20 protein-coding genes are annotated in these 21,284 nt (G+C 68.2%); 14 read left to right on the top strand and 6 right to left on the bottom strand.

All coding sequences use genetic code 11. From position 1 onward, the window contains the following. Nucleotides 1-285: 285 nt before the first annotated feature. Nucleotides 286-657: a DUF8785 domain-containing protein gene (locus C7C56_RS22775; RefSeq protein WP_106759650.1), complete on the top strand. Its 372-nt coding sequence runs from the start codon at nucleotides 286-288 to the stop codon at nucleotides 655-657. Between the two features lie 31 nt (nucleotides 658-688). On the opposite strand, the gene C7C56_RS22770 is transcribed toward C7C56_RS22775, so the two are convergent. From C7C56_RS22770 to C7C56_RS22760, 3 genes are all read right to left on the bottom strand, one after another. Further along, the gene (locus C7C56_RS22770) at nucleotides 689-1,417 is read right to left on the bottom strand and encodes a substrate-binding periplasmic protein (RefSeq protein ID WP_106759649.1); all 729 of its coding nucleotides are present in this window, start codon (nucleotides 1,415-1,417) and stop codon (nucleotides 689-691) included. A gap of 76 nt (nucleotides 1,418-1,493) precedes the next feature. After that, a complete protein-coding gene (locus C7C56_RS22765; RefSeq protein WP_106759648.1) occupies nucleotides 1,494-2,993 on the bottom strand; it encodes a coiled-coil domain-containing protein in 1,500 nt (499 codons plus the stop codon). Between the two features lie 290 nt (nucleotides 2,994-3,283). Then, a complete protein-coding gene (locus tag C7C56_RS22760; protein ID WP_106759647.1) occupies nucleotides 3,284-4,306 on the bottom strand; it encodes a serine/threonine protein kinase in 1,023 nt (340 codons plus the stop codon). A gap of 88 nt (nucleotides 4,307-4,394) precedes the next feature. On the opposite strand from C7C56_RS22760, the gene C7C56_RS22755 reads away from it, so the two are divergent. After that, nucleotides 4,395-5,093 (top strand): UPF0149 family protein, encoded by a 699-nt coding sequence (locus C7C56_RS22755; RefSeq protein WP_106759646.1) that lies wholly within the window; start codon nucleotides 4,395-4,397, stop codon nucleotides 5,091-5,093. Nucleotides 5,094-5,286: 193 nt separating this feature from the next. On the opposite strand, the gene C7C56_RS29080 is transcribed toward C7C56_RS22755, so the two are convergent. The 3 genes from C7C56_RS29080 to orn form a co-directional block, all read right to left on the bottom strand. Next, on the bottom strand, nucleotides 5,287-5,460 hold the full coding sequence (locus C7C56_RS29080) for a hypothetical protein (RefSeq protein WP_181373310.1): 174 nt from the start codon (nucleotides 5,458-5,460) through the stop codon (nucleotides 5,287-5,289). Between the two features lie 72 nt (nucleotides 5,461-5,532). Next, complete coding sequence (locus tag C7C56_RS22750) at nucleotides 5,533-6,723, bottom strand: HPP family protein (RefSeq protein WP_106759645.1); 1,191 nt, start codon at nucleotides 6,721-6,723, stop codon at nucleotides 5,533-5,535. A gap of 93 nt (nucleotides 6,724-6,816) precedes the next feature. Beyond that, nucleotides 6,817-7,401 carry an oligoribonuclease gene (orn, locus tag C7C56_RS22745; protein WP_106759644.1) on the bottom strand — a complete coding sequence of 195 codons (585 nt, stop codon included), beginning with the start codon at nucleotides 7,399-7,401 and terminating at the stop codon, nucleotides 6,817-6,819. A 47-nt stretch (nucleotides 7,402-7,448) separates the two neighbouring features. Between orn and C7C56_RS22740 the strand changes: the two genes are divergently transcribed. The 12 genes from C7C56_RS22740 to C7C56_RS22690 all read left to right on the top strand — a co-directional run bounded on the left by C7C56_RS22740 (nucleotide 7,449) and on the right by C7C56_RS22690 (nucleotide 21,280). Continuing rightward, on the top strand, nucleotides 7,449-8,711 hold the full coding sequence (locus C7C56_RS22740; protein WP_106759643.1) for a M48 family metallopeptidase: 1,263 nt from the start codon (nucleotides 7,449-7,451) through the stop codon (nucleotides 8,709-8,711). Next, complete coding sequence (locus tag C7C56_RS22735) at nucleotides 8,708-9,037, top strand: 4a-hydroxytetrahydrobiopterin dehydratase (protein ID WP_106759642.1); 330 nt, start codon at nucleotides 8,708-8,710, stop codon at nucleotides 9,035-9,037. The genes C7C56_RS22740 and C7C56_RS22735 overlap by 4 nt, the downstream gene beginning before the upstream one ends. Further along, nucleotides 9,034-9,924, top strand: a complete 891-nt coding sequence (gene rsgA, locus C7C56_RS22730) for a ribosome small subunit-dependent GTPase A (protein WP_106759641.1) — start codon at nucleotides 9,034-9,036, stop codon at nucleotides 9,922-9,924. Before C7C56_RS22735 ends, rsgA begins: the two co-directional genes overlap by 4 nt. A gap of 190 nt (nucleotides 9,925-10,114) precedes the next feature. Beyond that, on the top strand, nucleotides 10,115-12,901 hold the full coding sequence (locus tag C7C56_RS22725; protein ID WP_229458938.1) for a tetratricopeptide repeat-containing sensor histidine kinase: 2,787 nt from the start codon (nucleotides 10,115-10,117) through the stop codon (nucleotides 12,899-12,901). A gap of 131 nt (nucleotides 12,902-13,032) precedes the next feature. After that, on the top strand, nucleotides 13,033-13,959 hold the full coding sequence (gene argF, locus C7C56_RS22720) for an ornithine carbamoyltransferase (RefSeq protein ID WP_106759639.1): 927 nt from the start codon (nucleotides 13,033-13,035) through the stop codon (nucleotides 13,957-13,959). A 48-nt stretch (nucleotides 13,960-14,007) separates the two neighbouring features. Beyond that, nucleotides 14,008-15,240, top strand: coding sequence for an argininosuccinate synthase (locus tag C7C56_RS22715; protein WP_106759638.1), 1,233 nt, complete (start codon nucleotides 14,008-14,010; stop codon nucleotides 15,238-15,240). A 477-nt stretch (nucleotides 15,241-15,717) separates the two neighbouring features. Continuing rightward, the gene (locus C7C56_RS29445; RefSeq protein WP_219933211.1) at nucleotides 15,718-15,882 is read left to right on the top strand and encodes a hypothetical protein; all 165 of its coding nucleotides are present in this window, start codon (nucleotides 15,718-15,720) and stop codon (nucleotides 15,880-15,882) included. Next, nucleotides 15,855-16,982: an acyltransferase family protein gene (locus C7C56_RS22710; RefSeq protein WP_219933210.1), complete on the top strand. Its 1,128-nt coding sequence runs from the start codon at nucleotides 15,855-15,857 to the stop codon at nucleotides 16,980-16,982. Before C7C56_RS29445 ends, C7C56_RS22710 begins: the two co-directional genes overlap by 28 nt. A gap of 32 nt (nucleotides 16,983-17,014) precedes the next feature. Next, on the top strand, nucleotides 17,015-18,832 hold the full coding sequence (locus C7C56_RS22705) for a methyl-accepting chemotaxis protein (RefSeq protein ID WP_106759637.1): 1,818 nt from the start codon (nucleotides 17,015-17,017) through the stop codon (nucleotides 18,830-18,832). Further along, nucleotides 18,829-19,284 carry a chemotaxis protein CheW gene (locus C7C56_RS22700; protein ID WP_106759636.1) on the top strand — a complete coding sequence of 152 codons (456 nt, stop codon included), beginning with the start codon at nucleotides 18,829-18,831 and terminating at the stop codon, nucleotides 19,282-19,284. Before C7C56_RS22705 ends, C7C56_RS22700 begins: the two co-directional genes overlap by 4 nt. Then, complete coding sequence (locus C7C56_RS22695) at nucleotides 19,281-20,546, top strand: CheR family methyltransferase (RefSeq protein WP_229458937.1); 1,266 nt, start codon at nucleotides 19,281-19,283, stop codon at nucleotides 20,544-20,546. The genes C7C56_RS22700 and C7C56_RS22695 overlap by 4 nt, the downstream gene beginning before the upstream one ends. After that, nucleotides 20,543-21,280 (top strand): chemotaxis protein CheW, encoded by a 738-nt coding sequence (locus C7C56_RS22690; protein ID WP_106759635.1) that lies wholly within the window; start codon nucleotides 20,543-20,545, stop codon nucleotides 21,278-21,280. Before C7C56_RS22695 ends, C7C56_RS22690 begins: the two co-directional genes overlap by 4 nt. Nucleotides 21,281-21,284 lie beyond the last annotated feature (4 nt).

The following is a 21,284-nucleotide window of genomic DNA, read 5'->3' as shown; positions in this document are numbered from 1 at the left end:
CCCGCGCGGGGCGACCCGTCCCCGCTCGCCTCCCCGCTTCGCCTCCGCTCTTTCCTACGGCGCGCGATTCAAATATGCAATACGTATGCCGGGGCGCCGTGCCATGCCTTCCTGAAGCCCCCGGCACAAGCCCGCCGCCGCCTCGGTGGCCGAGCAAATGGCTTGAAAATTCTTGCGGACATGTCAGAATGAGCACGCTCCGGCACCACGCGGCGCGCCGAGGCCACGGTCGGGGGCGCCATGGAGACTTCTCCACCGACATTCCAACAGAAGAAAAACGCCATCATGCCCATTCCAAAACGCGCCGCCGTGCTGTTGCTGCCCCTAATCGGCGGGGTCGTCGTCCTGTTCGCCCTCTACACCTGGATCACGCTGAGCTATTCTTACTCCGAGGGCACGCGCGCGGGCTACCTGCAAAAGCTATCCAAAAAGGGCTGGATTTGCAAGACGTGGGAGGGCGAAATCCTGCTTAGCAGCATGCCCGGCGCGATCCCCGAGCGCTTCACCTTCTCGGTGCGCGACGAGCAAGTCGTCAAGCAACTCGAGGCCGCCACCGGCAAACGCGTGCTGCTCGTGTACGCCCAGCACAAGGGCGTGCCCTCGGACTGCTTCGGCGAGACCGAATATTTCATCGAGAAAGTGACGTTGTCGCAGTAGGCGCGGCAGGGGCGGCGCCGGCCGAGCGGCCTTAGCGGTAGTGGGCGACGATGGTGTTGATGGTCCCGTCGTGCACCATCTGGGTCAACGCGGCATCGACCTCGGCCAGCGTGACGCGGCCCTTGGGCGACACCGCGCACTGCCCCATGTATTGCGTCACGTCGAGCGGCGGATGCAGCGCCAGCGGCGGGTCGCTCTTTTTCAGGCGGTACTCGATGAAACTCTTGCCCGTGACGGCGTGCTGGATCCGGCCGGCCGTCAGCTTGCTCAGGTTGGCCTCGCTGCTGGGCGCGTCCTCGCGCAAGAACCCGTCGCCGAGCGCCTGTTCAAGTTCCGGATGTGAATAGCCGAGCACGGTGCCGACGCGCCGCCCCTTGAGGTCGGCCAGCTTGCGCGGCCGCGTGGCGTCGCTGCGGGTGATCAAGACCTGGGTGATGGGAATGAAAGGGATGCTCCAGCCAAACCGGCCAGGCAACCATTCGGGCACATAGCTGCACACGAGGTCGACCTCTCCCGTCTCGAGCGCCTTGGTGATGCGTTTGCGCGGCAGCGCCATGAAACGCGCGCTGCGGCCCATGCGCGCGGCGAGCGCCTCGCCGATATCCTTGTGGATGCCGTCGACCAGCCGGAATTGCTTGAAGCTCGCCATCGGCATTTCGGTCGCGGTGTCGACCAGCACCACGAGCGCAACGGTATGCGCTTGCGCGTTGAGCGCACAGGCAAGCAGAACGCACGAGATCGGCAAACGGAACGAAAGCATCGAAGTCTTTTTACGAACACCCAGCTTGGATCATACACCAGCAAGCTTGCCCGCAAAAAATACCATTCGTGACTTTTTACATTGGACAAGGTGTCACGAGTGACTGGGTCAGGCGGCCAATGACCGCGCGGGCCACCAGCGCCGACGTGTCGCCCGCGGGCGCGTCCGGCGCCACGGCGTCCGTGCCCGGCAGCACGGCCGTGCCGACGGCGGCGCCATGCCCTGGCGGGCCGTGCCCGTCCAAGGTCGCCGCGGCGGCGCACGCGTGTTGTATTTCGGCGTAGTGGGACGGTTTGACGGACGTTCTTTCGGACGGTTTGTCGGACGGTTTGTCGGGCGGCTTAGCGGGCGGCTTAGCGTTCGGCTTGTCACGCGGTTTATCGCGCTGCCCGACGACACGCTTTGCCGCCCCGCCCGCCGGCTCGGGCAAGGCTCGCGGACCGCCGCCCGCGCCCTGGTCCGGCTTGCGCCCGGGGACGCCGATGTCTGTTTGCAAATATTGCTTGGCGCCCTCCTCGGCGCAGGCGCGCGCGCACGCGGCCTCGTGTAGTTGACGCTCGAGCGCGATCCGTTGTTCGGTCGCCTGCAACATGCGGGCCTCGGCGTCGCGCCGCGCCTCAGCGCCGGCGGCGGCGATCCGTTCGGCGCGCGCGCGCTGTTCGGCCGTGGCGCGCGCCTCCTTTTCCCATTGCAAACGCAGCTCCAGCGCGCAGGCGCGGCCACGCTCCGCTTCGGCCTGCGCGGTCGCCATCGCCGCGCGCTCCTGTTCTATATGGGCCAGCGCGCGCGCCTCTTCGAGCGCACGCGCTTCGGCGATCGCGCGCGCGAAGGCGGCGTCGGCGGCGCGCTGGTCGGCCTGTTCGCGCTGCGAGGTCAGCGCGCGCGCCTCGTTCTCGGTTTCGGCCAGCAACTCGGCCGCCTCGCGCGCCGCGCGCGCGTCGCGCTCACGTTCGCGCGCCAGCATCGCCAGCCGCGCGTCGCAGCCGGCGCTGCGCCGCACCTCCTCGCGCGCCGCGTGCACGGCGGCGATCCGCTCGAGCGCCTGCAGCCGCGCGCGCTCGGTCTCGGCCATCAATTGTTGGTTCGCCTCGCTCAGCGCGTCGGCCATCTGCGCCGCCTCCTCATCCCTGCGCGCGGCCTGCCCGGCCTCGGCGCGGGCGTCGACTTGCAGCGCGGCCACGGTGTCGGACTCGGCCTGCGCGCGCAGCGCCGCCGTTTCGCGGCGCAGCGCGGCGAGCCGCTCGGCGTTGGCGCGCGCCGCCTCGTGCATGCTCGAGAGGTGCTCGCGGTTGGCGTCGATGAACGCCTGCGCGTCGCGCGCCGCTTGCTCGGCGGCGGCTGCCAGCGCCGCGTCGAGCGCGCCGCGCTCCTCGGCGGCAAGCTGCGCGCGCTGTTCGGCGGCCACGCGCAGCTCGGACGCGCTTAGCGCCTTCGCCTCGGCCTCGACCCTGGCGATCGCCACCTGCATCAGCGAGACCGCCGGCGCCGCCGCCACGAACGCCGGCGCGCGCACCGCGAGCGTGGGCAGTTCGATGATCAGTGTGGCGTCGTCGTGCTGATGGTGCGTGTCGGGCATGTTAGTCTCGGGCGATGCCTAGGGCGGACGCGGAATGCGCACGTCATGGCATGGAACGATTATCAAACAGGCGGGCCCATCGTGGAGCGGCAAGCAGATGCGGAAAAACCGGTCAAATCGACCGTTTGGCCGGGGCGACTGGGGAAGCGTTCAAAACTGACTTCTTGGTTTGCCCGGGGCGAATGGGGAATATTTCGAAACTTACATCTTGGCAAAGGGACCATGGGAAAATCGGCCCCGCATGGCCGATTCGCTGCGCGGGGGCGTGGCTTTGCCGCGCCAATTCCCCGCTACGCGGGCCACAGCGGTGGTTCGTCCATGAGCGCGACCTGTTCGCGCAGCTCGAGGATACGGTCCTGCCAGTAACGTTGGGTGTTAAACCACGGAAAGGCCGCCGGAAACGCCGGATCGTCCCAGCGCCGCGCCAGCCAGGCCGAATAATGGATCAGGCGCAGCGTGCGCAGCGCCTCGACCAAGTAGAGCTGGCGCGGATCGAAGTCGGAAAAGTCCTCGTAGCCGGCCAGAATGTCGCCCATCTGGCGCACCATGTCGGGCCGCTCGCCCGACAGCAGCATCCACAGGTCTTGCACGGCGGGCCCGGTGCGGCTGTCGTCGAAGTCGACGAAATGGGGGCCGTCCGGGGTCCACAGCACATTGCCCGCGTGGCAATCGCCGTGCAGGCGCAGCTGCGCCGTCGCGCCGGCCCGCGCGTAGCAATGGTCGACCCCGGCCAGGGCCTGCTCGACCACGCTGGTGTAGGCCGGCAGCAATTCGCGCGGGATGAAATCGTTGGCCAGCAGGTAGTCGCGCGACGCGTGGCCGAACGACTGCGGCGTCAGCGCCGGGCGCTCGGCATACCCTTTGAGCGCGCCGACGGCGTGGATGCGGCCGATGAAACGCCCGACCCACTCGAGCGTCTTCGGGTCCTGGAGCTCGGGCGCGCGCCCGCCGCGGCGCGGGAACACGGCGAACTTGAAGCCGTCGAAGCCGTGCAGGGTGGCGCCGCCGAGCGTGAGCGCGGGCACCACCGGCACCTCGCGCTCGGTCAGCTCCTCGACGAAGGCATGCTCCTCGAGGATCGCGGCGCCGCTCCAGCGTTCTGGCCGGTAAAACTTGACCACCACCGGCGGCCCGTCCTCCATGCCGACCTGGTAGACGCGGTTTTCGTAGCTGTTGAGCGCGAGCAGGCGGCCGTCGCCGCGCAGCCCAACGCTGTCGAGCGCGTCGAGCACGCGGTCGGGGCCCAGCGCGGCGAACGGGTGGGGCGGCGGCGCTGCCGGTGCTGGTTCGTGCTCGGGGGGGGCGATATTCATGCACCCATTGTAATCGGGGAGCACAAGTTTCGCGCGCCGTTCCCCCGCGCGGGTTAAACTAGCGCCTTCCCTCCCTTTAAAGCACGCCATGCAACTCGATCAGCCCCTGTCAGAAAAAGAATTCAACGACCTCGACCAATTCCTCCTGTCGGAGCGCAGCCCCGACGATGCGATGACGATGGACACCCTGCACGGCTACCTGACCGCGATCGCGATGGGCCCCGAGACCATCATGCCGGCCGAATGGTTGCCGAAGGTCTGGGGCGACGAGGAAGGCTGCGCGCCCAAATGGAAGAACGCCAAGGAGTCCGAACAGATCATCAACCTGATCATGCGTTTCATGAACGAGGTGCTGGTCACGTTCGAAGTGGCGCCGAAGGAATTCGAGCCCCTGTTCTGCGAACACGAGCAGGACGGCGAGATGCTGATCGACGCCGAGGCGTGGTGCTGGGGTTTCTGGGAGGGCATGGAGTTGCGCCCTGGTTCGTGGCAGCCGATCTGGGACTCGGAGCTCGCGCCGCTGATGCGCCCGATCTACCTGCTGGGCGCCGACGAGATCGAGGAAGCCGAAATGACGCTGGTCGACAACCCGGTCAAGGGCCACAAGCTGGCCGTGGAGATCGAGGCGAACCTGCCGGCGATCTACCGCTTCTGGGTGCCGCTGCGCAAGCCGGCGGTGCAGACGATCAAGCGCGACGAGCCAAAAGTGGGCCGCAACGACGACTGCCCTTGCGGCAGTGGCAAAAAATTCAAGAAGTGCTGCGGCGCCGACGCCGCCGCCGAGTAAGCACTAACACCGGTCCCGCCTGCGGTGGGGTCGGTCGGGCCGCGAACGGTCGGGCCGCGAACGGTCGGGCCGCGAACGGTCGGGCCGCGAACGGTCGGGCCGCGAACGGTCGGGCCGCGCACGGTCGGGCCGCAGTCAGGGCGCGCCCGGTCGGGCCGCGCGCTAAACCGGGCCGCGACAGAAATTAACCCAATCAATTACGGTGCGGTCCCTTGTTCGCGCCTTCGTGCCCCTTCTGGCCATCGTTCTGGTGGCGACCAGCGACCTCGTCTTCATGCGCCTTCTGTTCGTTCGCGTTCAGGTCGCCCTTTTGCGGACCTTGCGGCTGGGGACCTTTTTGCTGGGTATCTTTGGTGTCGTTCGTCATGGTGGTTCTCCTCGTGTGTGGGGCAATGCCGTTCGACATCACCGGGACCATGATACGCGCAAGCGCCCCGCCTTACCGTGCGCCAGCCAACACAGGGGCCTCGCTGAGCCGGCTCTCGTAGAGTGCGCCGATGAGGTCCGATTGGGTGATGATCCCGACGAAGCGGTCTTCGGCGTCGACCACGGGAATCTGGTGCACGCCCAGATTGGCCATCAGCGGCACCAGTTCGACGATCGGGGTGTCGTCGCGCACGGTGTGCACCCGCTCGGTCATGATCTGGCCGACGACTTCGGGTTTTTCCGAGTGCACGAAGGGGGTGCGGCTGAGCAGGCGGCGCATGCCGGCCCCGAGCGCGGCGTAGGCGCCGACGTCGATGCGTTTGAGGAAATCGACGACCGAGACGATCCCGATCAGGCGCCGCGCCCGGTTCAGCACCGGCAAGGTGCCCACCTTGTGCAGGCGCAGCAGCCGCCAGGCCTCGTCGAGCTCGGTCGCGAAGTCGAGCGTGACCACGTCGCGCGACATGATGTCGGCGCACCTGATGACGCCGAAGCGCCGCCCGTAGGCCTGCATCTCGGTCTCGAGGATGATGTCCTCGAGGTCGCCGCGGCTGACGTCGAGCACCTGGCCGTAGCGCTTGAGCACCACGTCGAGGTCTTCGGAACTGAAGCCGACGCGCGCGGTCGCGACGACATCCTTGGTTTCATGCACATTTTGCATCACCGATTGCTGCGGATGGGGATAGCGGCGCCCGGTCAGGTTGTTGAACAACAACGCCGCCAGCACCATCAGCACGGCGTTGAGGCCGATTGGAAACACGGCGAAACCGAAGCCGGCGTCGTGCACGGCGGGGCCGGCCAGCACCACCGTCAGCGCGACCGCCCCGCCCGGCGGATGCAGGCAGCGCAGCGAGAACATGGCGCCGATCGCCAGGCAGCAGGCGAGCGGCGCGGCCGCCATCGGCGCGGCGATCGATTGGGCGCAGGCGATGCCGACCAGCGCCGAGATGGTGTTGCCGCCGATCACGGACCAGGGCTGGGCCAGCGGGCTGGCGGGCAGGCAAAACAGCAACACGGCCGACGCGCCCATCGGCGCCACCAGGAACGGCGCCGCGGCGCTCTCGCCGAGCAGCATCACGGTCAGCATGGCCGTCAGCGCCAGCCCGAACAGGGCGCCCACGCCCGCGCGCACGCGCTCGAGAGCGCCCGCGGTGTTCGTGGGCGGCAAGAGCCTGCCCAGCCATCCGATGTGGTCGTTCTCCATCCCGCGCACCGCAGTCAAAAATTAAAGGAAGGCAATTAGATCATACGGGGACAATTTCCGCGCCGGGGCGAAGGGCGACCCGGCGCCGGGGCATCACAGCTTGATGAAATGCTCGCGGTAATAGGCCAGCTCGGCCACCGATTCGAGGATGTCGGCCAGCGCCGTGTGCTTCTGGTGCTTCTTGAAGCCGGACACGATCTCGGGCTTCCAGCGCTTGCACAGTTCCTTGAGCGTGGACACGTCGAGGTTGCGGTAATGGAAGAACGCCTCGAGCTTGGGCATGCCGCGCACCATGAACCGGCGGTCCTGGCAGATCGTGTTGCCGCACATCGGCGATTTGCCGGCCGGCACGTACTGCTTGAGGAAGGCGATCAGCTCGGCTTCGGCCTGCGCCTCCGTCACGGTCGATGCCTTGACCCGCTCGATCAGGCCGCTGCGCCCGTGCGTGCCCTTGTTCCACGCATCCATTTTGTCGAGCGCCTCGTCCGACTGGTGGATCGCGAACACGGGGCCCTCGGCGATGATATTGAGGTGCATGTCGGTGACGACGACGGCCACCTCGATGATCAGGTCGGTGTCGGGGTCGAGCCCGGTCATCTCCATGTCGCACCACACCAGGTTGAATTCATTTGGGCGGACCGGGACTGCCGGTGCTGCCATTTCGGTCGCTTGTGACATAATTCTCTCTTAGCCTAATCAATCCTGCATTTTCTCACAGGCACAGAATGTATTCACTCGCGTTTTCGGTTTTGTTCGTTACTTTCTTCATTTTGACGCTGGGCCTGCGGTTCTGGCTCGCCAACCGCCAGATCCGGCACGTGTTGGCGCACCGCGCCGCCGTGCCGGCCGAATTCGCGTCCAGCATCGCGCTCGGGGCGCACCAGAAGGCGGCCGACTACACCGTCGCCAAGACCAAATTCGGCATCGCCTCCCTGCTCTTCAACAGCGCCCTGCTGATCGGCTTCACCCTGCTGGGCGGCCTGCAATGGCTGTCCGGCGCCGTGCTCGCGCAAACCGGGCCCGGCATGTGGCACCAGCTCGCCCTGCTGGTGGCGTTCGCGCTCGCCTCCGCCGCGCTCGACCTGCCGTTCGAATACCATCGCCAGTTCGTGCTCGAGCAGCGCTTCGGTTTCAACAAGATGACCATCAAGCTGTGGCTGGCCGACATGCTCAAGGGCGCCCTGCTGGGCGCGGCCATCGGCCTGCCCCTGATCTGGGTGGTGCTCACGCTCATGGACAAGACCGGCCCGCTGTGGTGGTTCTACGCCTGGCTGTTCTGGAGCGGCTTCCAGCTGCTCATGATGGTGGTCTACCCGACCCTGATCGCGCCGCTCTTCAACAAGTTCACGCCGCTCGACGACGCCTCCCTCAAGAGCCGCATCGAGGGGCTCATGGAGCGCGTCGGCTTCTCCTCCAAGGGCCTGTTCGTGATGGACGGCTCCAAGCGCAGCGCCCACGGCAACGCCTATTTCTCGGGCTTTGGCGCCAACAAGCGCATCGTCTTCTTCGACACCCTGCTGGCCCGCCTCGCCCCCGAGGAAATCGAGGCGGTGCTGGCGCACGAGCTGGGCCACTTCAAGCTCAAGCACATCGTCAAGCGCATCGCCGTCATGTTCGCCGTCTCGCTCGGCTTTTTGGCGCTGCTCGGCTACCTCAAGGCGCAGGACTGGTTCTACCTCGGCCTCGGGGTCGACCCGGTGCACGGCCACGGCACCGACGCCATGGCCCTGCTGCTGTTCATGCTGGTGCTGCCGGTGTTCACCTTCGTGCTCTCGCCACTGACCTCGATCAGCTCGCGCAAGCACGAGTTCGAGGCCGACGCCTTCGCCGCCACCCACACCGACGCGCGCGACCTGGTCTCGGCGCTGGTCAAAATGTACGAAGACAACGCCTTGACCCTGACGCCGGACCCGCTCCACTCCACCTTCTACGACTCCCATCCTCCGGCCTCGGTCCGGATCGCACACCTCACCACGGCGGCCCCATGACCCTGCTCGACCAACACTGCACCCGTGCCGCGACGGCCCTTCCGGCCGACGCCATCACCGCCCTGCTGGCCGAGGTGCCCGGCTGGACCCACACCGACGGCAAGATCGTGCGCGCCTTCGCGCTGCGCGACTACCACGAGACCATCGCCTTCGTGAACCTGCTCGCCGCCATGGTGCACGAGCAGGACCACCACCCCGACCTGCTGGTCACCTATAAAGAGTGCGAGGTCGGTTTCTCGACCCATTCCGTGGACGGCATCTCGCAAAACGACTTCATCTGCGCGGCCAGGGCCAACGCGCTGTACGCGGGGCGGCCGGCCGCATGAGCAAACTGAGCGGCACCATCATCGCCGGCCACGGGCGCCACTACGTGGCCGTGGCCGAGGGCCAGAAACTGCAGTGCGTCACGCGCCAGCGCAAAACCAACATCGCCGTCGGCGACATCGTCAACATCGTCAAGACCTCCGACGACCAGGCCGTGATCGAGTCGACCGCCGAGCGCAAGACGCTGCTGTACCGCTCCGACCAGTACAAGTCCAAGCTGCTCGCGGCCAACCTGACGCGCCTGTTCATCGTCGTCGCGACCGAGCCCGGCTTCGCCGACGACCTGATCTCGCGCTCGCTGGTGGCGGCCGAGGCGGCCGGCATCGACGCCCACCTGATCCTCAACAAGACCGACGTCACCGGTTCGCTGGCCAAGGCGCGCGAGCGCCTGCTCACCTACACCTCGCTCGGCTACCCGCTGCACGAGGTCTCGGCGCGGGCCGAACCCGGGCACGCGGTGGCGATCCTGATGCCGCTGCTGCAGGGCCAGTCCTCGATCTTCATCGGGCAGTCGGGCATGGGCAAGTCCTCGCTGATCAACCTGCTCGTGCCCGACGCCGACATCGCCGTGCGCGAAATCTCGGCCGCGCTCGACACCGGCAAGCACACCACCACCTTCACGCGCCTGTACCAGCTCGCGTTCGGCGGCTCGATCATCGATTCGCCCGGCTTCCAGGAGTTCGGCCTGTACCACCTCAGCGAAGGCATGCTCGAGCGCGCCTTCCGCGAGTTCGGGCCCTACCTCGGCGGCTGCAAGTTCTACAATTGCCGCCACCTCATCGAACCGCAATGCGCGATCCTCGCCGCGCTCGGCGAGGGCAAGATCGCGCGCTTCCGCCACACCCTGTACGGCCAGCTGCTGCACGAATCGGCGCAGACGCTGTACTGAGAGGCTGAGAGTCTTTCGATCATGACCGCTCATCACGCCAGAAAAACTCTTAGCCTCTGACACCGGCGCCGGCCCCGCGCCGGTTTGCGGCGCCGGTTCTTTTGTTGATTTTTTCGCGATCGTGTTGGCAGCTTGCCCATAAAAGGGCATACAATTGCTCAAAAATCCTGGGGAGCGCCGGCAGATGGACATGTTCGCGGTCAGTGACGATGTGGCGCGCCTCGAGGCGTCGCTGGCACCCCTGCGCGGCGTCGACCGTTTGCCCCTGCTGATACCGCTGTCCTGGCACCTGCGCCAGCGCGACAGCGCGCGCGCGCTGGCGCTGGCCGACGAGGTGCTCGCCCTGCTGCCCGCCGCCGCCCTGCCCGAACCCGAACGCGCCGGCGCCGAGGCGCGCATGACCCTGATCAAGGCCGAATCCGAATGGCTCGCCGGCGCGCTCGAGGCGGCCGGCCTGCAGGCGCGGGCGGTCCTCGGGCGCTTCACCGCCCTGGGCGACCTGCGCGGGCGCGCCGACGCCTGCTGGCTGCTGGCCTGGATCAGCATCGACCGCGGCGAGCACGCCGCCAGCGACGCCCACTTCCACTGCGCCGCCGAGGCCGCCCGCGGGGCCGGCGACGGCCTTCGCGCCGAGCTGGCCGACGCCGCCACCGCGCGCTGGGCCGTGCTGCGCGACCGCAACGCGGCCGTGGCGCGCTGGGGCGCGCAGTTCGAGCGCGCCTGCGCGCCGATGCACCCGGCGCTGGCGACCTGGGTCAACGACTTCCTCGGGCTCGCCGCCAGCGACGTGACCGACTACGGCGTGGCGGCCGGCTACTACATCCGCTGCTACGGCGCCGCGCTCGAGACCGGCCAACTGCGCGCGGCCATCACGGCAGCCACCAACATCGGCGAGGACTTCACCCTGCTCAACGACCACCACGCCGCGCTCGAATGGATGCAGCGCGCGCTCGAGCTGGCGCGCCCGACCGGCTGGCCGCGCAGCATCGGCGCCTGCCTGATGCACACCGCCGACACCCTGCGCCGCCTCGGCCAGCTCGACGCCGCGCACGCCATGCTGCAGGAGGCGCTGGGCATCCTCAAGCCGCTCGCCAACGCGCGCAGCTACGCCATCGCGCTGCAATACCTGGGCGACCTGTCGCTGGCCCAGGGCGACTTCGACGGCGCGCTCGAGGCCTTCACGCGCCTGCTCGAGCGGGCCGACGCGCTCGACCAGTCCGACTTCCGCAGCATCGCGCGGCGCGGCCAGGCCCACGCGCTGAACCACCTGAACCGCGCGTTCGAGGCGCTGGCGGTGGCGCGCGCGGCCGCCGACATGGCAAGCGAACGGCGCAACGCGCACAACCAGATCGCGGCGCTGCGCGTGATGGCCATGATCCACGCGCGCCACCGGCTGCCCGGCCCGCCCGGCATGGCGCAGCTGAGCGCGGCGCTGCACTACCTGCAGCGCGCGCTCGAGGTCGCCGCGACCATCGACGGCTACACCGTGCCGGGCGAGCTGTACGAGGAGATGGCGCGCGAGCACGCGAGCGCCGGCGACTACACGCGCGCCTACGAGGTGGCGCTGCAGGCGGGCGCGGCGCGCGAAAAAATCCACAACCAGGAGGCCACCAACCGCGCCGTCGCGATGCAGGTGCACCACCGCACCGAGCACGCGCGCAACGAGGGCCACCACCACCGCGAGCTGGCCGAGTCCGAGGCGCGCCGGGCCGAGCTCTTGCAGCGCACCAGCGCCGCGCTCGAGCGGCTCTCGGCGATCGGCCAGGAGATCACCGCCCACCTCGACGCCGAGGCCGTGTTCCACGCGCTGGGGCGCCACATCCACGCCCTGCTCGCGGCCACCACCTTCGCCATCTACCGCAGCGACGACTCGGCCGCCGGGCTGAGCCTGGCCTACGGGGTCGAACTGGGACGCGAGCTGGCGCCCGGCGCGCGCCCGCCCGAGGACCCCGGCTCGGACCCGGCGCGCTGCCTGCGCGAGCGGCGCGAGATCATCACGCTCGACCAGGTCAGCGCGCTGAGCGTGCCGCTGACGGTGGGCGAGCGCGCGATCGGCGCCATGACGGTGCGGGCGCCCAGCTCGCACGCCTACGACGACAACGAGCGCATGATCTTCCGCACCCTGTGCGCCTACGGCGCCATCGCGCTCGACAACGCCGAGGCCTACCGCCAGCTGCAGGACGCCCAGACCCAGCTCGTGTCGCAGGAGAAGCTCGCCGCGCTCGGCTCGCTCATGGCCGGCGTCGCGCACGAACTCAACACCCCGATCGGCAACAGCCTGCTGATCGCCAGCACCATGCAGGAGCGCGCCACGCGGATGGCCACCCAGCTCGAGGGGCAGGGCATCCGGCGCTCCGAGCTGGCCAGCTTCGTGGCCGACTCGCAGACGGCGGCCACGCTGGTCATGCGCGGGCTCACCAGCGCGGCCGACCTGGTCAACAGCTTCAAGCAGGTCGCGGTCGACCGCACCACCGAGCAGCGCCGCAATTTCAACCTGCACCAGGTGTGCCACGAGATCGTCGCGACCATGATGAACCGGATCCGCGCCAGCGGCCACGAGATCGCGCTCGCGGTCGACGAGGCGGTCGGGATGGACAGCTACCCGGGCCCGTTCGGCCAGGTCGCGACCAACTTCATCAACAACGCGCTGCTGCACGCGTTCGGCCCCGGCCAGGTCGGGCACATGCGGCTGGCGGCGGGCATGACGGCCGAGGGCCGCGTGATCGTCGAGTTCGGCGACGACGGGCGCGGCATCCCGCCCGAGAACCTGGGGCGCATCTTCGACCCGTTCTTCACGACCAAGCTGGGCCAAGGCGGCAGCGGGCTCGGGCTGTCGATCAGCTACAACATCGTGACCTCGCTGCTGGGCGGGCAGATCAGCGTCAGCAGCAGCGCCGAGCACGGCACCACGTTCACGCTCGAGCTGCCGGTGTCGGCGCCGGCGCACGGCGACGGCGCGCCGGGGCAGATCTACTAAAACGATCGACGAAAGGCGCGCCGCCGCCTTTCACATGCCAAAGGGAAAACCCTTATAATTGAAGCGCTTAACCCCGGGCTTACCCCCCGCCAGCGCCATGCGGCCGGCGGTCAACTCCTCCAAGTTGCAACATGTCTAACAAAAAACCGATCAAGCACTTCCTGCAGTTCTCCGACTTCACGCTGGCCGAATTCGACTACGTGATCGCGCGCGCCAAGGTCATCAAGCGCAAGTTCAAGAACTACGAGATCTACCACCCCCTGATCGACCGCACCCTGGTCATGGTGTTCGAAAAAAACTCGACCCGCACCCGGCTCTCGTTCGAGGCCGGCATGCACCAGCTGGGCGGCGCGGCGATCTACCTGAACACGCGCGACAGCCAGCTCGGGCGGGGCGAACCGGTCGAGGACGCCGGCCAGGTCATGAGCCGCATGTGCGACATCATCATGGTGCGCACCTTCGGCCAGGAGATCATCGAGCGCTTCGCGGCCCATTCGCGGGTGCCGGTCATCAACGGCCTGACCAACGAACACCACCCGTGCCAGGTGCTCGCCGACATCTTCACCTACGTCGAGCACCGCGGCTCGATCGCCGGCAAGACCGTGGCCTGGATCGGCGACGCCAACAACATGCTGTACTCCTGGCTGCAGGCGGCCGAGGTGTTCGGCTTCCACCTGAACGTCTCCACCCCGAAAGGCTACGACATCGACCACGCGCTGGTGTCGACCGACCGCTACACCTTCTTCGACGACCCGTCGGATGCGTGCGCGCTCGCCCACCTGGTCAACACCGACGTCTGGACCAGCATGGGCTACGAGAAGGAGAACGCGGCCCGCCTGGCCGCCTTCGACGGTTTCATCGTCGACGCGTCAAAAATGGCGCGCGCCGCGCCGGACGCGCTGTTCATGCATTGCCTGCCCGCCCACCGCGGCGAGGAGGTCTCGGCCGAGGTCATCGACGGCCCGCAGTCGGTGGTCTGGGACGAGGCCGAAAACCGCCTGCACGTGCAGAAGGCGCTGATCGAATACCTGTTATTGGGCCGGATCGAAGGCGAATAACCGCGCCTTCCCTCCGCCCTCCCCCCATTCAACGAAATCGGAACCACCATGAGCGATATTAAAAAAGTAGTGCTGGCCTATTCGGGCGGCCTGGACACCTCGGTCATCCTGAAATGGCTGCAAGACAACTACCAGTGCGAGATCGTCACCTTCACCGCCGACCTGGGCCAGGGCGAGGAGCTCGAGCCCGCGCGCGCCAAGGCGATCAAGTTCGGCATCAAGCCCGAGAACATCTACATCGACGACGTGCGCGAGGAATTCGTGCGCGACTTCGTGTTCCCGATGTTCCGCGCCAACACCGTCTACGAGGGCGAATACCTGCTCGGCACCTCGATCGCGCGCCCCCTGATCGCCAAGCGCCTGATCGAGATCACGCGCGAGACCGGCGCCGACGCCATCTCGCACGGCGCCACCGGCAAGGGCAACGACCAGGTCCGCTTCGAGCTGGGCGCCTACGCGCTCAAGCCCGACGTGAAAATCATCGCGCCGTGGCGCGAGTGGGACCTGCTCTCGCGCGAGAAGCTGCTGCAGTACGCGGCCGACGCCGGCATCGACATCGACATGAAGCACAAGAACGGCGGCGCGCCGTATTCGATGGACGCCAACCTGCTGCACATCAGCTTCGAGGGCCGCCACCTCGAAAACCCGAGCGCCGAGGCCGAGGAATCGATGTGGCGCTGGACGGTGAGTCCGGAGGCGGCGCCGGACGCGGCCGAATACCTCGACCTCGAATACGAAAAGGGCGACATCGTGGCCATCAACGGCGTGCGCATGTCGCCGGCCACGGTGCTGACGGAACTGAACCGGGTCGGCGGCAAGCACGGCATCGGCCGCCTCGACCTGGTCGAGAACCGCTACGTCGGCATGAAGTCGCGCGGCTGCTACGAGACCCCGGGCGGCACCATCATGCTCAAGGGCCACCGCGCGATCGAATCGATCACGCTCGACCGCGAGGTGGCGCACCTCAAGGACGACCTGATGCCGCGTTACGCCTCGATGATCTACAACGGCTACTGGTGGGCGCCCGAGCGCTTCGCGCTGCAGACCCTGATCGACCACACGCAGCTCGGCGTCAACGGCTGGGTTCGCGTCAAGCTCTACAAGGGCAATGTGATCGTCGTCGCGCGCGACTCGAAGACGGACTCGCTGTTCGACATGAACATCGCCACCTTCGACGAGGACGGCGGCGCCTACAACCAGGCCGACGCGGGCGGCTTCATCAAGCTCAACGCGCTGCGCATGCGGATCGCGGCTGTGGCGCGCGAGAAGCGCGGGCAGTAACGGCTTCGCGTCGGGCGCGACGAAAAAAAATCCCTTCCGGCGGCGACGCGGGAAGGGATTTTTTACGTCCCGCACCGGTGCGGGTCGCCTTGCGGCAGGGTCGGACAGGCGGCCGGCGCCACCAAAAAACGCCAGAGCATGAGCAACATTTTGTAACCGGGGTCTGACCCCGGTTAAGGAATCTTTCGCAACCGGGGTCAGACCCCGGTTGCGAAATAACTCGGAAATCCGTGCGCCAATCGAGTGATAGCGTTGGAGCAAAAGCAATAGTTTCGCAACCGGGGTCTGACCCCACTTAAGGAATCTTTCGTAAGTGGGGTCAGACCCCGGTTACGAAACTTTGGGTACCATGGGTGGCTTATCCGCACCAGCTCGCCATTGATCGCCGCCGCCGTCGATACGTCGCACCGCGCTTCCCGCCGGGGGACGCGGCCGGCATCCTTGCCCGCTTCATTCCAACTTAACAGGTGCAATCCGGTGCAGGAATCCACACACCGCCTGCCAGGCCTCGACCTGTTGCGCGCGCTCGCGGTCGGCGCCGTCATGCTGTACCACCTTGATGGCCGCTTCGGCGTGGCGCTGCCGGCATTCGTGCGCCATGGGCACATGGGCACATGGGAGTCGACCTGTTTTTTGTGTTGAGCGGCTACCTGATCGGCTGGCAGCTGCTCAAACCCTACACCCTCGGCGCCGAGCCGCGCTGGGCCCAATTCTTCGCCGGCCGCGCCCTGCGCGTGCTGCCCGCCTACCTGGCCGTGCTCGCCCTGTATGTCGCGCTGCCGGCCAGCGCCGAAGCCGCGTCGATGGCGCCGCTTTGGCAGTTCCTCACTTTCACGACCAATCTGTTCCCCGACTACTTCAACGCGCGCGCCTTTTCCCACGCCTGGTCGCTGTGCGTGGAGGAGCATTTCTACCTGCTGCTGCCAGCCGTGGTCTGGCTGCTGGCGCGCCAGCCGCGGGACGGGATCGCCACGGCCTTGGCCGCGGCAGTGGCCATTTTGCTGCTCGCCGGCGGCATGCTGCTGCGCGCCTGGATCTGGCAGCACGAGCTGGCGCCATTCGTGCACACGCGCGGCGGCGAGAACGATTTCGTCCTGCTCTGGATCGAAGGCATCTACAATCCGACCTACGCGCGCCTCGACGCCCTGCTGGCGGGCGTGCTGCTGGCGCTGGTCAAGGGCTTCCGCCCCGCATGGTGGACGTGGGCGATGGCGCGCGCGCCGCTGTTGCTGGCGGCGGGCCTCGGCGGCGTGTCCGCCGCGACCTGGATCGACTTCCCAAGCTTTGCCGGCAGCGTGTTCGGCTTCCCCCTGCTCGCCGCCAGCCTCGCGCTGATCGTGGCCGCCGCCACCAGCCCCCACGGCTGGATTGGCCGCGTGACCGTGCCGGGCGCCGCGCCGATCGCCGCCATGGCCTTCAGCCTGTACCTCACGCACAAGCAGGTCTACCACTGGATCGACGCCAACTGGCGGCCCGCGCTGGTGGGCTCGAACCTGCTCAGTTTTTTGTATTTACAACGGCGCGGCGCTGGCGGCCGGCGCCCTGCTCTACCTCGCCGTCGAGCGGCCCGGCCTGCGCCTGCGCGCCAAGTTCGGCAATGGTCCGCAAGCGGCCATGTAGGCGGCCATGTAGGCGGCCACGTAAGCGGCAATGCGAGCGGCGGCCGCAACCCGAATCACCGCGCCGATAAATATCGCCGCGCGCGCCGCGCGAAACGCCCATGTTGCCCGGCAAAATGTTAACATTCGGTCGATAACAGCGCAACGGAGCCGACATGTTCAAAGACCTGACCATCAGGAACAAGCTTTACCTGGGCTTCGGCTCGATCATTTTCATCATCTTGTTCCTGCTCGGCCTGGCCTATCTGAATTTCGAGCGCCTGTCGGTGGCCAACAAATGGGACCGCCACACCCTCGAGGTGCTGCGCGAAACCGAGCAGGTCCAGACCGCGATGCTCGAGATCCAGAACGAGGTGCGCGGCTTCCTGCTCACCGGCGAGGAGCGCTTCCTGACGCCCGACAACGACGAGCAGGCCGCGCTGAGGTTCCACCTCGACAAGGCGATCGCCCTCTCCGCCGACAACCCGCAACAACAGGCGCGCTTCGAACAACTGCGCGTTTTGATCGACGCCTGGAACAACGACGTCATCTCCAAACTGCTGGCCAAGCGGCGCGCGCTGGGCGCGGGCCAGCCGCCGGCGGGCGCCTTCCCGGAACTGAACTCCGGCTTTGCCGCAGTCTCCCAGGCGCGCAGGCTGGTCGACCAGGTCAGCGCCGAGGAAAGCCGGCTGCTCGCCAAGCGCCTCGAGGAGTCGACCGCGCTGCAGGAGCGCATGCAGCTGCTGCTCACGCTCGGCGGCGCGCTGTGCATCGGCCTGGCCGGCGTGGTCGCGCTGCTGCTCGCGCGCGCGCTGCTGACGCCACTCAACAACCTCATGGCCGCGGTCGGCCAGATCGCCGCCGGCAACGAGGCGGCGCGCGCGGGCGTGGTCGGCAACGACGAGCTCGGCAAGGTCAGCGTCGAATTCAACCGCATGGCCCAGGCCATGCAGGACAGCCAGGCCAACGAGCGCGCCGCCACCAACCTGCTGCGCGCCAAGGTCGACGCCCTGCTCGACGTCGTCTCGAAGGCCGCCTCGGGCGACCTGACCGGCAACGTCACGATCAGCGGCAGCGACGCCGTCGGCCGCCTCGGCGACGGCCTGCGCACGATGGTCGAGAACCTGCGCAAGCTGCTCAACAATGTGCAAAAGGCCGGCATCCAGGTGACCACCTCGGCCACCGAGATCGCCGCCTCGTCCAAACAGCAGGAGGCCACCGGCGTGGCCCAGGCTCAGACCAGCATCGAGATCCTCTCGACCACCAAGGAGATCTCGGCCAACACCTCGCAACTGCTGCGCACCATGGAGGAGGCGACCGCCGTGGCCGACTACACCACCGCCGCCACCGCCGACGCCCAGGGCAACCTCAAGCGCATGGACCAGACCATGCAGCAGATGGTGTCGGCGACCGACTCGATCAACGCCAAGCTGGCCGCGCTGTCGGAAAAGGCGAGCAACATCAACAGCGTGCTGATCACGATCACCAAGGTCGCCGACCAGACCAACATCCTCTCGCTCAACGCCGCCATCGAGGCCGAAAAGGCCGGCGACGCCGGGCGCGGCTTCTCGGTCGTGGCCACCGAGATCCGGCGCCTGGCCGACCAGACCTCGGTCTCGACCTGGGACATCGAGCAGATGCTCAAAGAGATGCAGTCGGCCGTCTCGGCCAGCGTGATGGGCATGGACAAATTCTCCGAGGAGATCCGGCGCAGCGTGGGCGAGGTGCGCCAGGTCGGCGAGCAACTGACCTCCGTCATGGGCCAGGTGCAAAAGCTCGCGCCCCAGTTCGACCTGGTGCTGCGGGGGATGCAGTCGCAGGCGGTCGGCGCCTCGCAGATCTCCAACACCATGATGCAGCTAAACGACGCCACCCAGCAGACGGTCGAGTCGCTCAAGGCCACCAGCGAGGCGGTGCACCAGCTCCAGTACGCGGCCAGCGACCTGCAGTCGAGCGTGGCCACCTTCGCGGTCGAGGAGCAGCGCGCCGCATGAAGGTGCTCACCGTCCTGATCGGCGCCGAACGCTACGGCCTGCGCCTGGCCGCGTTGTCGCGCGTGCTGCCTGCGGCCCAGCTAAAACGGCTGCCGCTGGCGCCGGCCTTCGTGGCCGGGGTGCTCGACTTCCACGGCCAGCCGGTGCCGGTGATCGACCTGGCGCGCCTGGCCGGCGGCGCGCCGGTCGAGCCGTGCTTCGATTCGCGCATCATCTTGTTCGACTACCCGGTCGACGGCGGGCTGCGCCTGCTTGGCCTGCTCGCCGAGCACGTGACCGGCGTCGAAACCGTGCCCGACGCCGCCCTCGGCGACTGCGGCGTGCGCGCCGCGCCCTTCCTCGGGCAGGTCGCAGGCACCGCCGCCGGCATGCTGCAACTGATCGAACCGGCCCAGTTGCTCACGGCCGAGGCGCGCGCGCTGCTGTTCCAGCCGCAGGCGGTGGCCGCGTGAAGGCGCAGGCCCTGCTGCTGCAGGCCACCGGCCTCAATCTGAGCGACGAAGAGGCCGAGCGCGCGCTGCGCCAGCGCATGGCCGAGCGCGACATCGCCGGCCGCGACGAATACCTGCGCCGCATGTCGCCGGTCGAACTGCAGGCGCTGATCGAACTGGTGGTGGTGCCCGAGTCGTGGATGTTCCGCGACGCCCAGGCCTTCGTGGCCGCCACCGATTTCCTGCGCGCGCGCCTGGCCGCGCGCCCGGCCCGCACGCTGCGCGTTTTGTCGCTGCCATGCGCCGGCGGCGAGGAGCCGTATTCGCTGGCGATGGCGCTGGCCGACGCCGGCGTGGCGCCGGGTGCCTGCCGCATCGACGCGGTCGACCTGTCGAAGGTGGCGCTGGCGCGCGCGCGCGACGGCCTATACACGCGCAACGCCTTCCGCGGCGACGACCTGGCCTTCCGCGAGCGCCATTTCGTGGCCGAGGGCGCCGACTACCGGATCGACGCGGCGCTGCGCGCGCGGATCAATTTCGCCGAAGGCAATTTGCTCACGATCGACAGCGTGGCCAACGCGCGCTGCTACGACGTGATTTTTTGCCGCAACCTGCTGATCTACTTCGACGAGGCGACCGTCGCCGCCGCGATCGCCAAGCTGGGCGCGCTGCTGGCCGACGACGGCCTGCTGTTTGCCGGCTATGCCGAAGTGCCCGCCTTTTGCCGGCATGGTTTCGAGGCGTTGCGCCAGCCCGGCGCCTTCGCGCTGCACAAGCTGGGCGTGGATGGGCCGGCGCCGGCGCGGGCGCAGCCGCCGCGCAAGGCGCGCCCCGTCCGGCCGCCGGCTGCGCGTCCGGCGCCGCTTGCGCCACCGCTTGCACCACCTGCGGCGGCGCCACGTCCCGATTTGCGGCCTCCCGCTTCGCCGGCGGCGCCAGCGCCGCAGGACGTGCGCGCCATGCTCGCCGACGCGCGCACCCAGGCCGACCAGGGCGCATTCGCGGCGGCCGCGGCCACCTGCCAGGCGGTGCTGGCGGGCGCCCCCGACACCGCCGAGGCCTATTTCATCCTGGCCCTGGTGAGCGAGTTCACGCACGACCAGGCGGCGGCCGAGGGCCATCTGCGCCGCTGCGTCTATCTGCAGCCCGACCACTACGACGCCCTGTGCCACCTGTCGCTGCGGGTCGCGCAGGATGGCAACCCAGACGAGGCGGCGACCTTGCGCCAGCGCGCCGCGCGCGTCTACGAACGGCGCCACGCCGGCCGCGGGGTGGGCGCATGAGGCATGAATCCGGCGCCAATCCGGCCTCCAATCCGGCCTCCGATCCCGTCGCCAATCCGGTCTCCGTGGCGGGCGCGGTGCCGATAGTCGACTGCTGGAACCGGATCGGCGTGAGCGGCGACCAAAGCTGCGACAAGCTGGTGCGGCATGTCCATTGCCGCAACTGCGAAGTGTATTCCGCCGCCGCCCAGCGCAACCTGCAGCGTCCCGTGAGCCAACAGTACCGCGAAGAATGGGCTGGCCGCCTGCGCGAGCCGGCGCCGGCGCGCGCGCCGTCGGAGATGTCGTCGCTGGTGTTCCGCATCGGGCGCGAGTGGCTGGCGCTGCCGACCGGGATCTGCGCCTCGGTGGCGCCGCTGGTGCCGAGCCACCGGCTGCCGCACCGCGGCGGGCGCGGCCTGCTTGGCATCGTCAACGTCGGCGGGCGCCTGCTGCCGGCGATCACGCTGGGCGCCCTGCTCGGCATCGACGAGCACGACACCGCCGCCGAGAGCGGGCGCCACACCTTTGCGCGCCTGCTCGTCGTCGAGTGGGACGGCCAGCAGTTCGCGCTCCCGGTGGCCGATGTGCGCGGCATCGTGCGCCACGGCGCGGGCCAGTTGCGCGCGCCTGCCGCCACCGTCAACAAGGGGGCCCAGCCCTTCATCGGCGGCGTGCTGACCGACGGCGCGCTGCAGATCGGTGTGCTCGACGCGGCCCTGGTCGGACCACAACTGGAGGGGCTTTTGCGATGAGCCA

It is taken from the genome of Massilia glaciei, from assembly GCF_003011895.2.
GTDB lineage: Bacteria > Pseudomonadota > Gammaproteobacteria > Burkholderiales > Burkholderiaceae_D > Telluria_A > Telluria_A glaciei.
The sequence above is the reverse complement of the archived record's forward strand: the minus strand, read 5'-3'. Positions and strand labels throughout refer to the sequence as shown.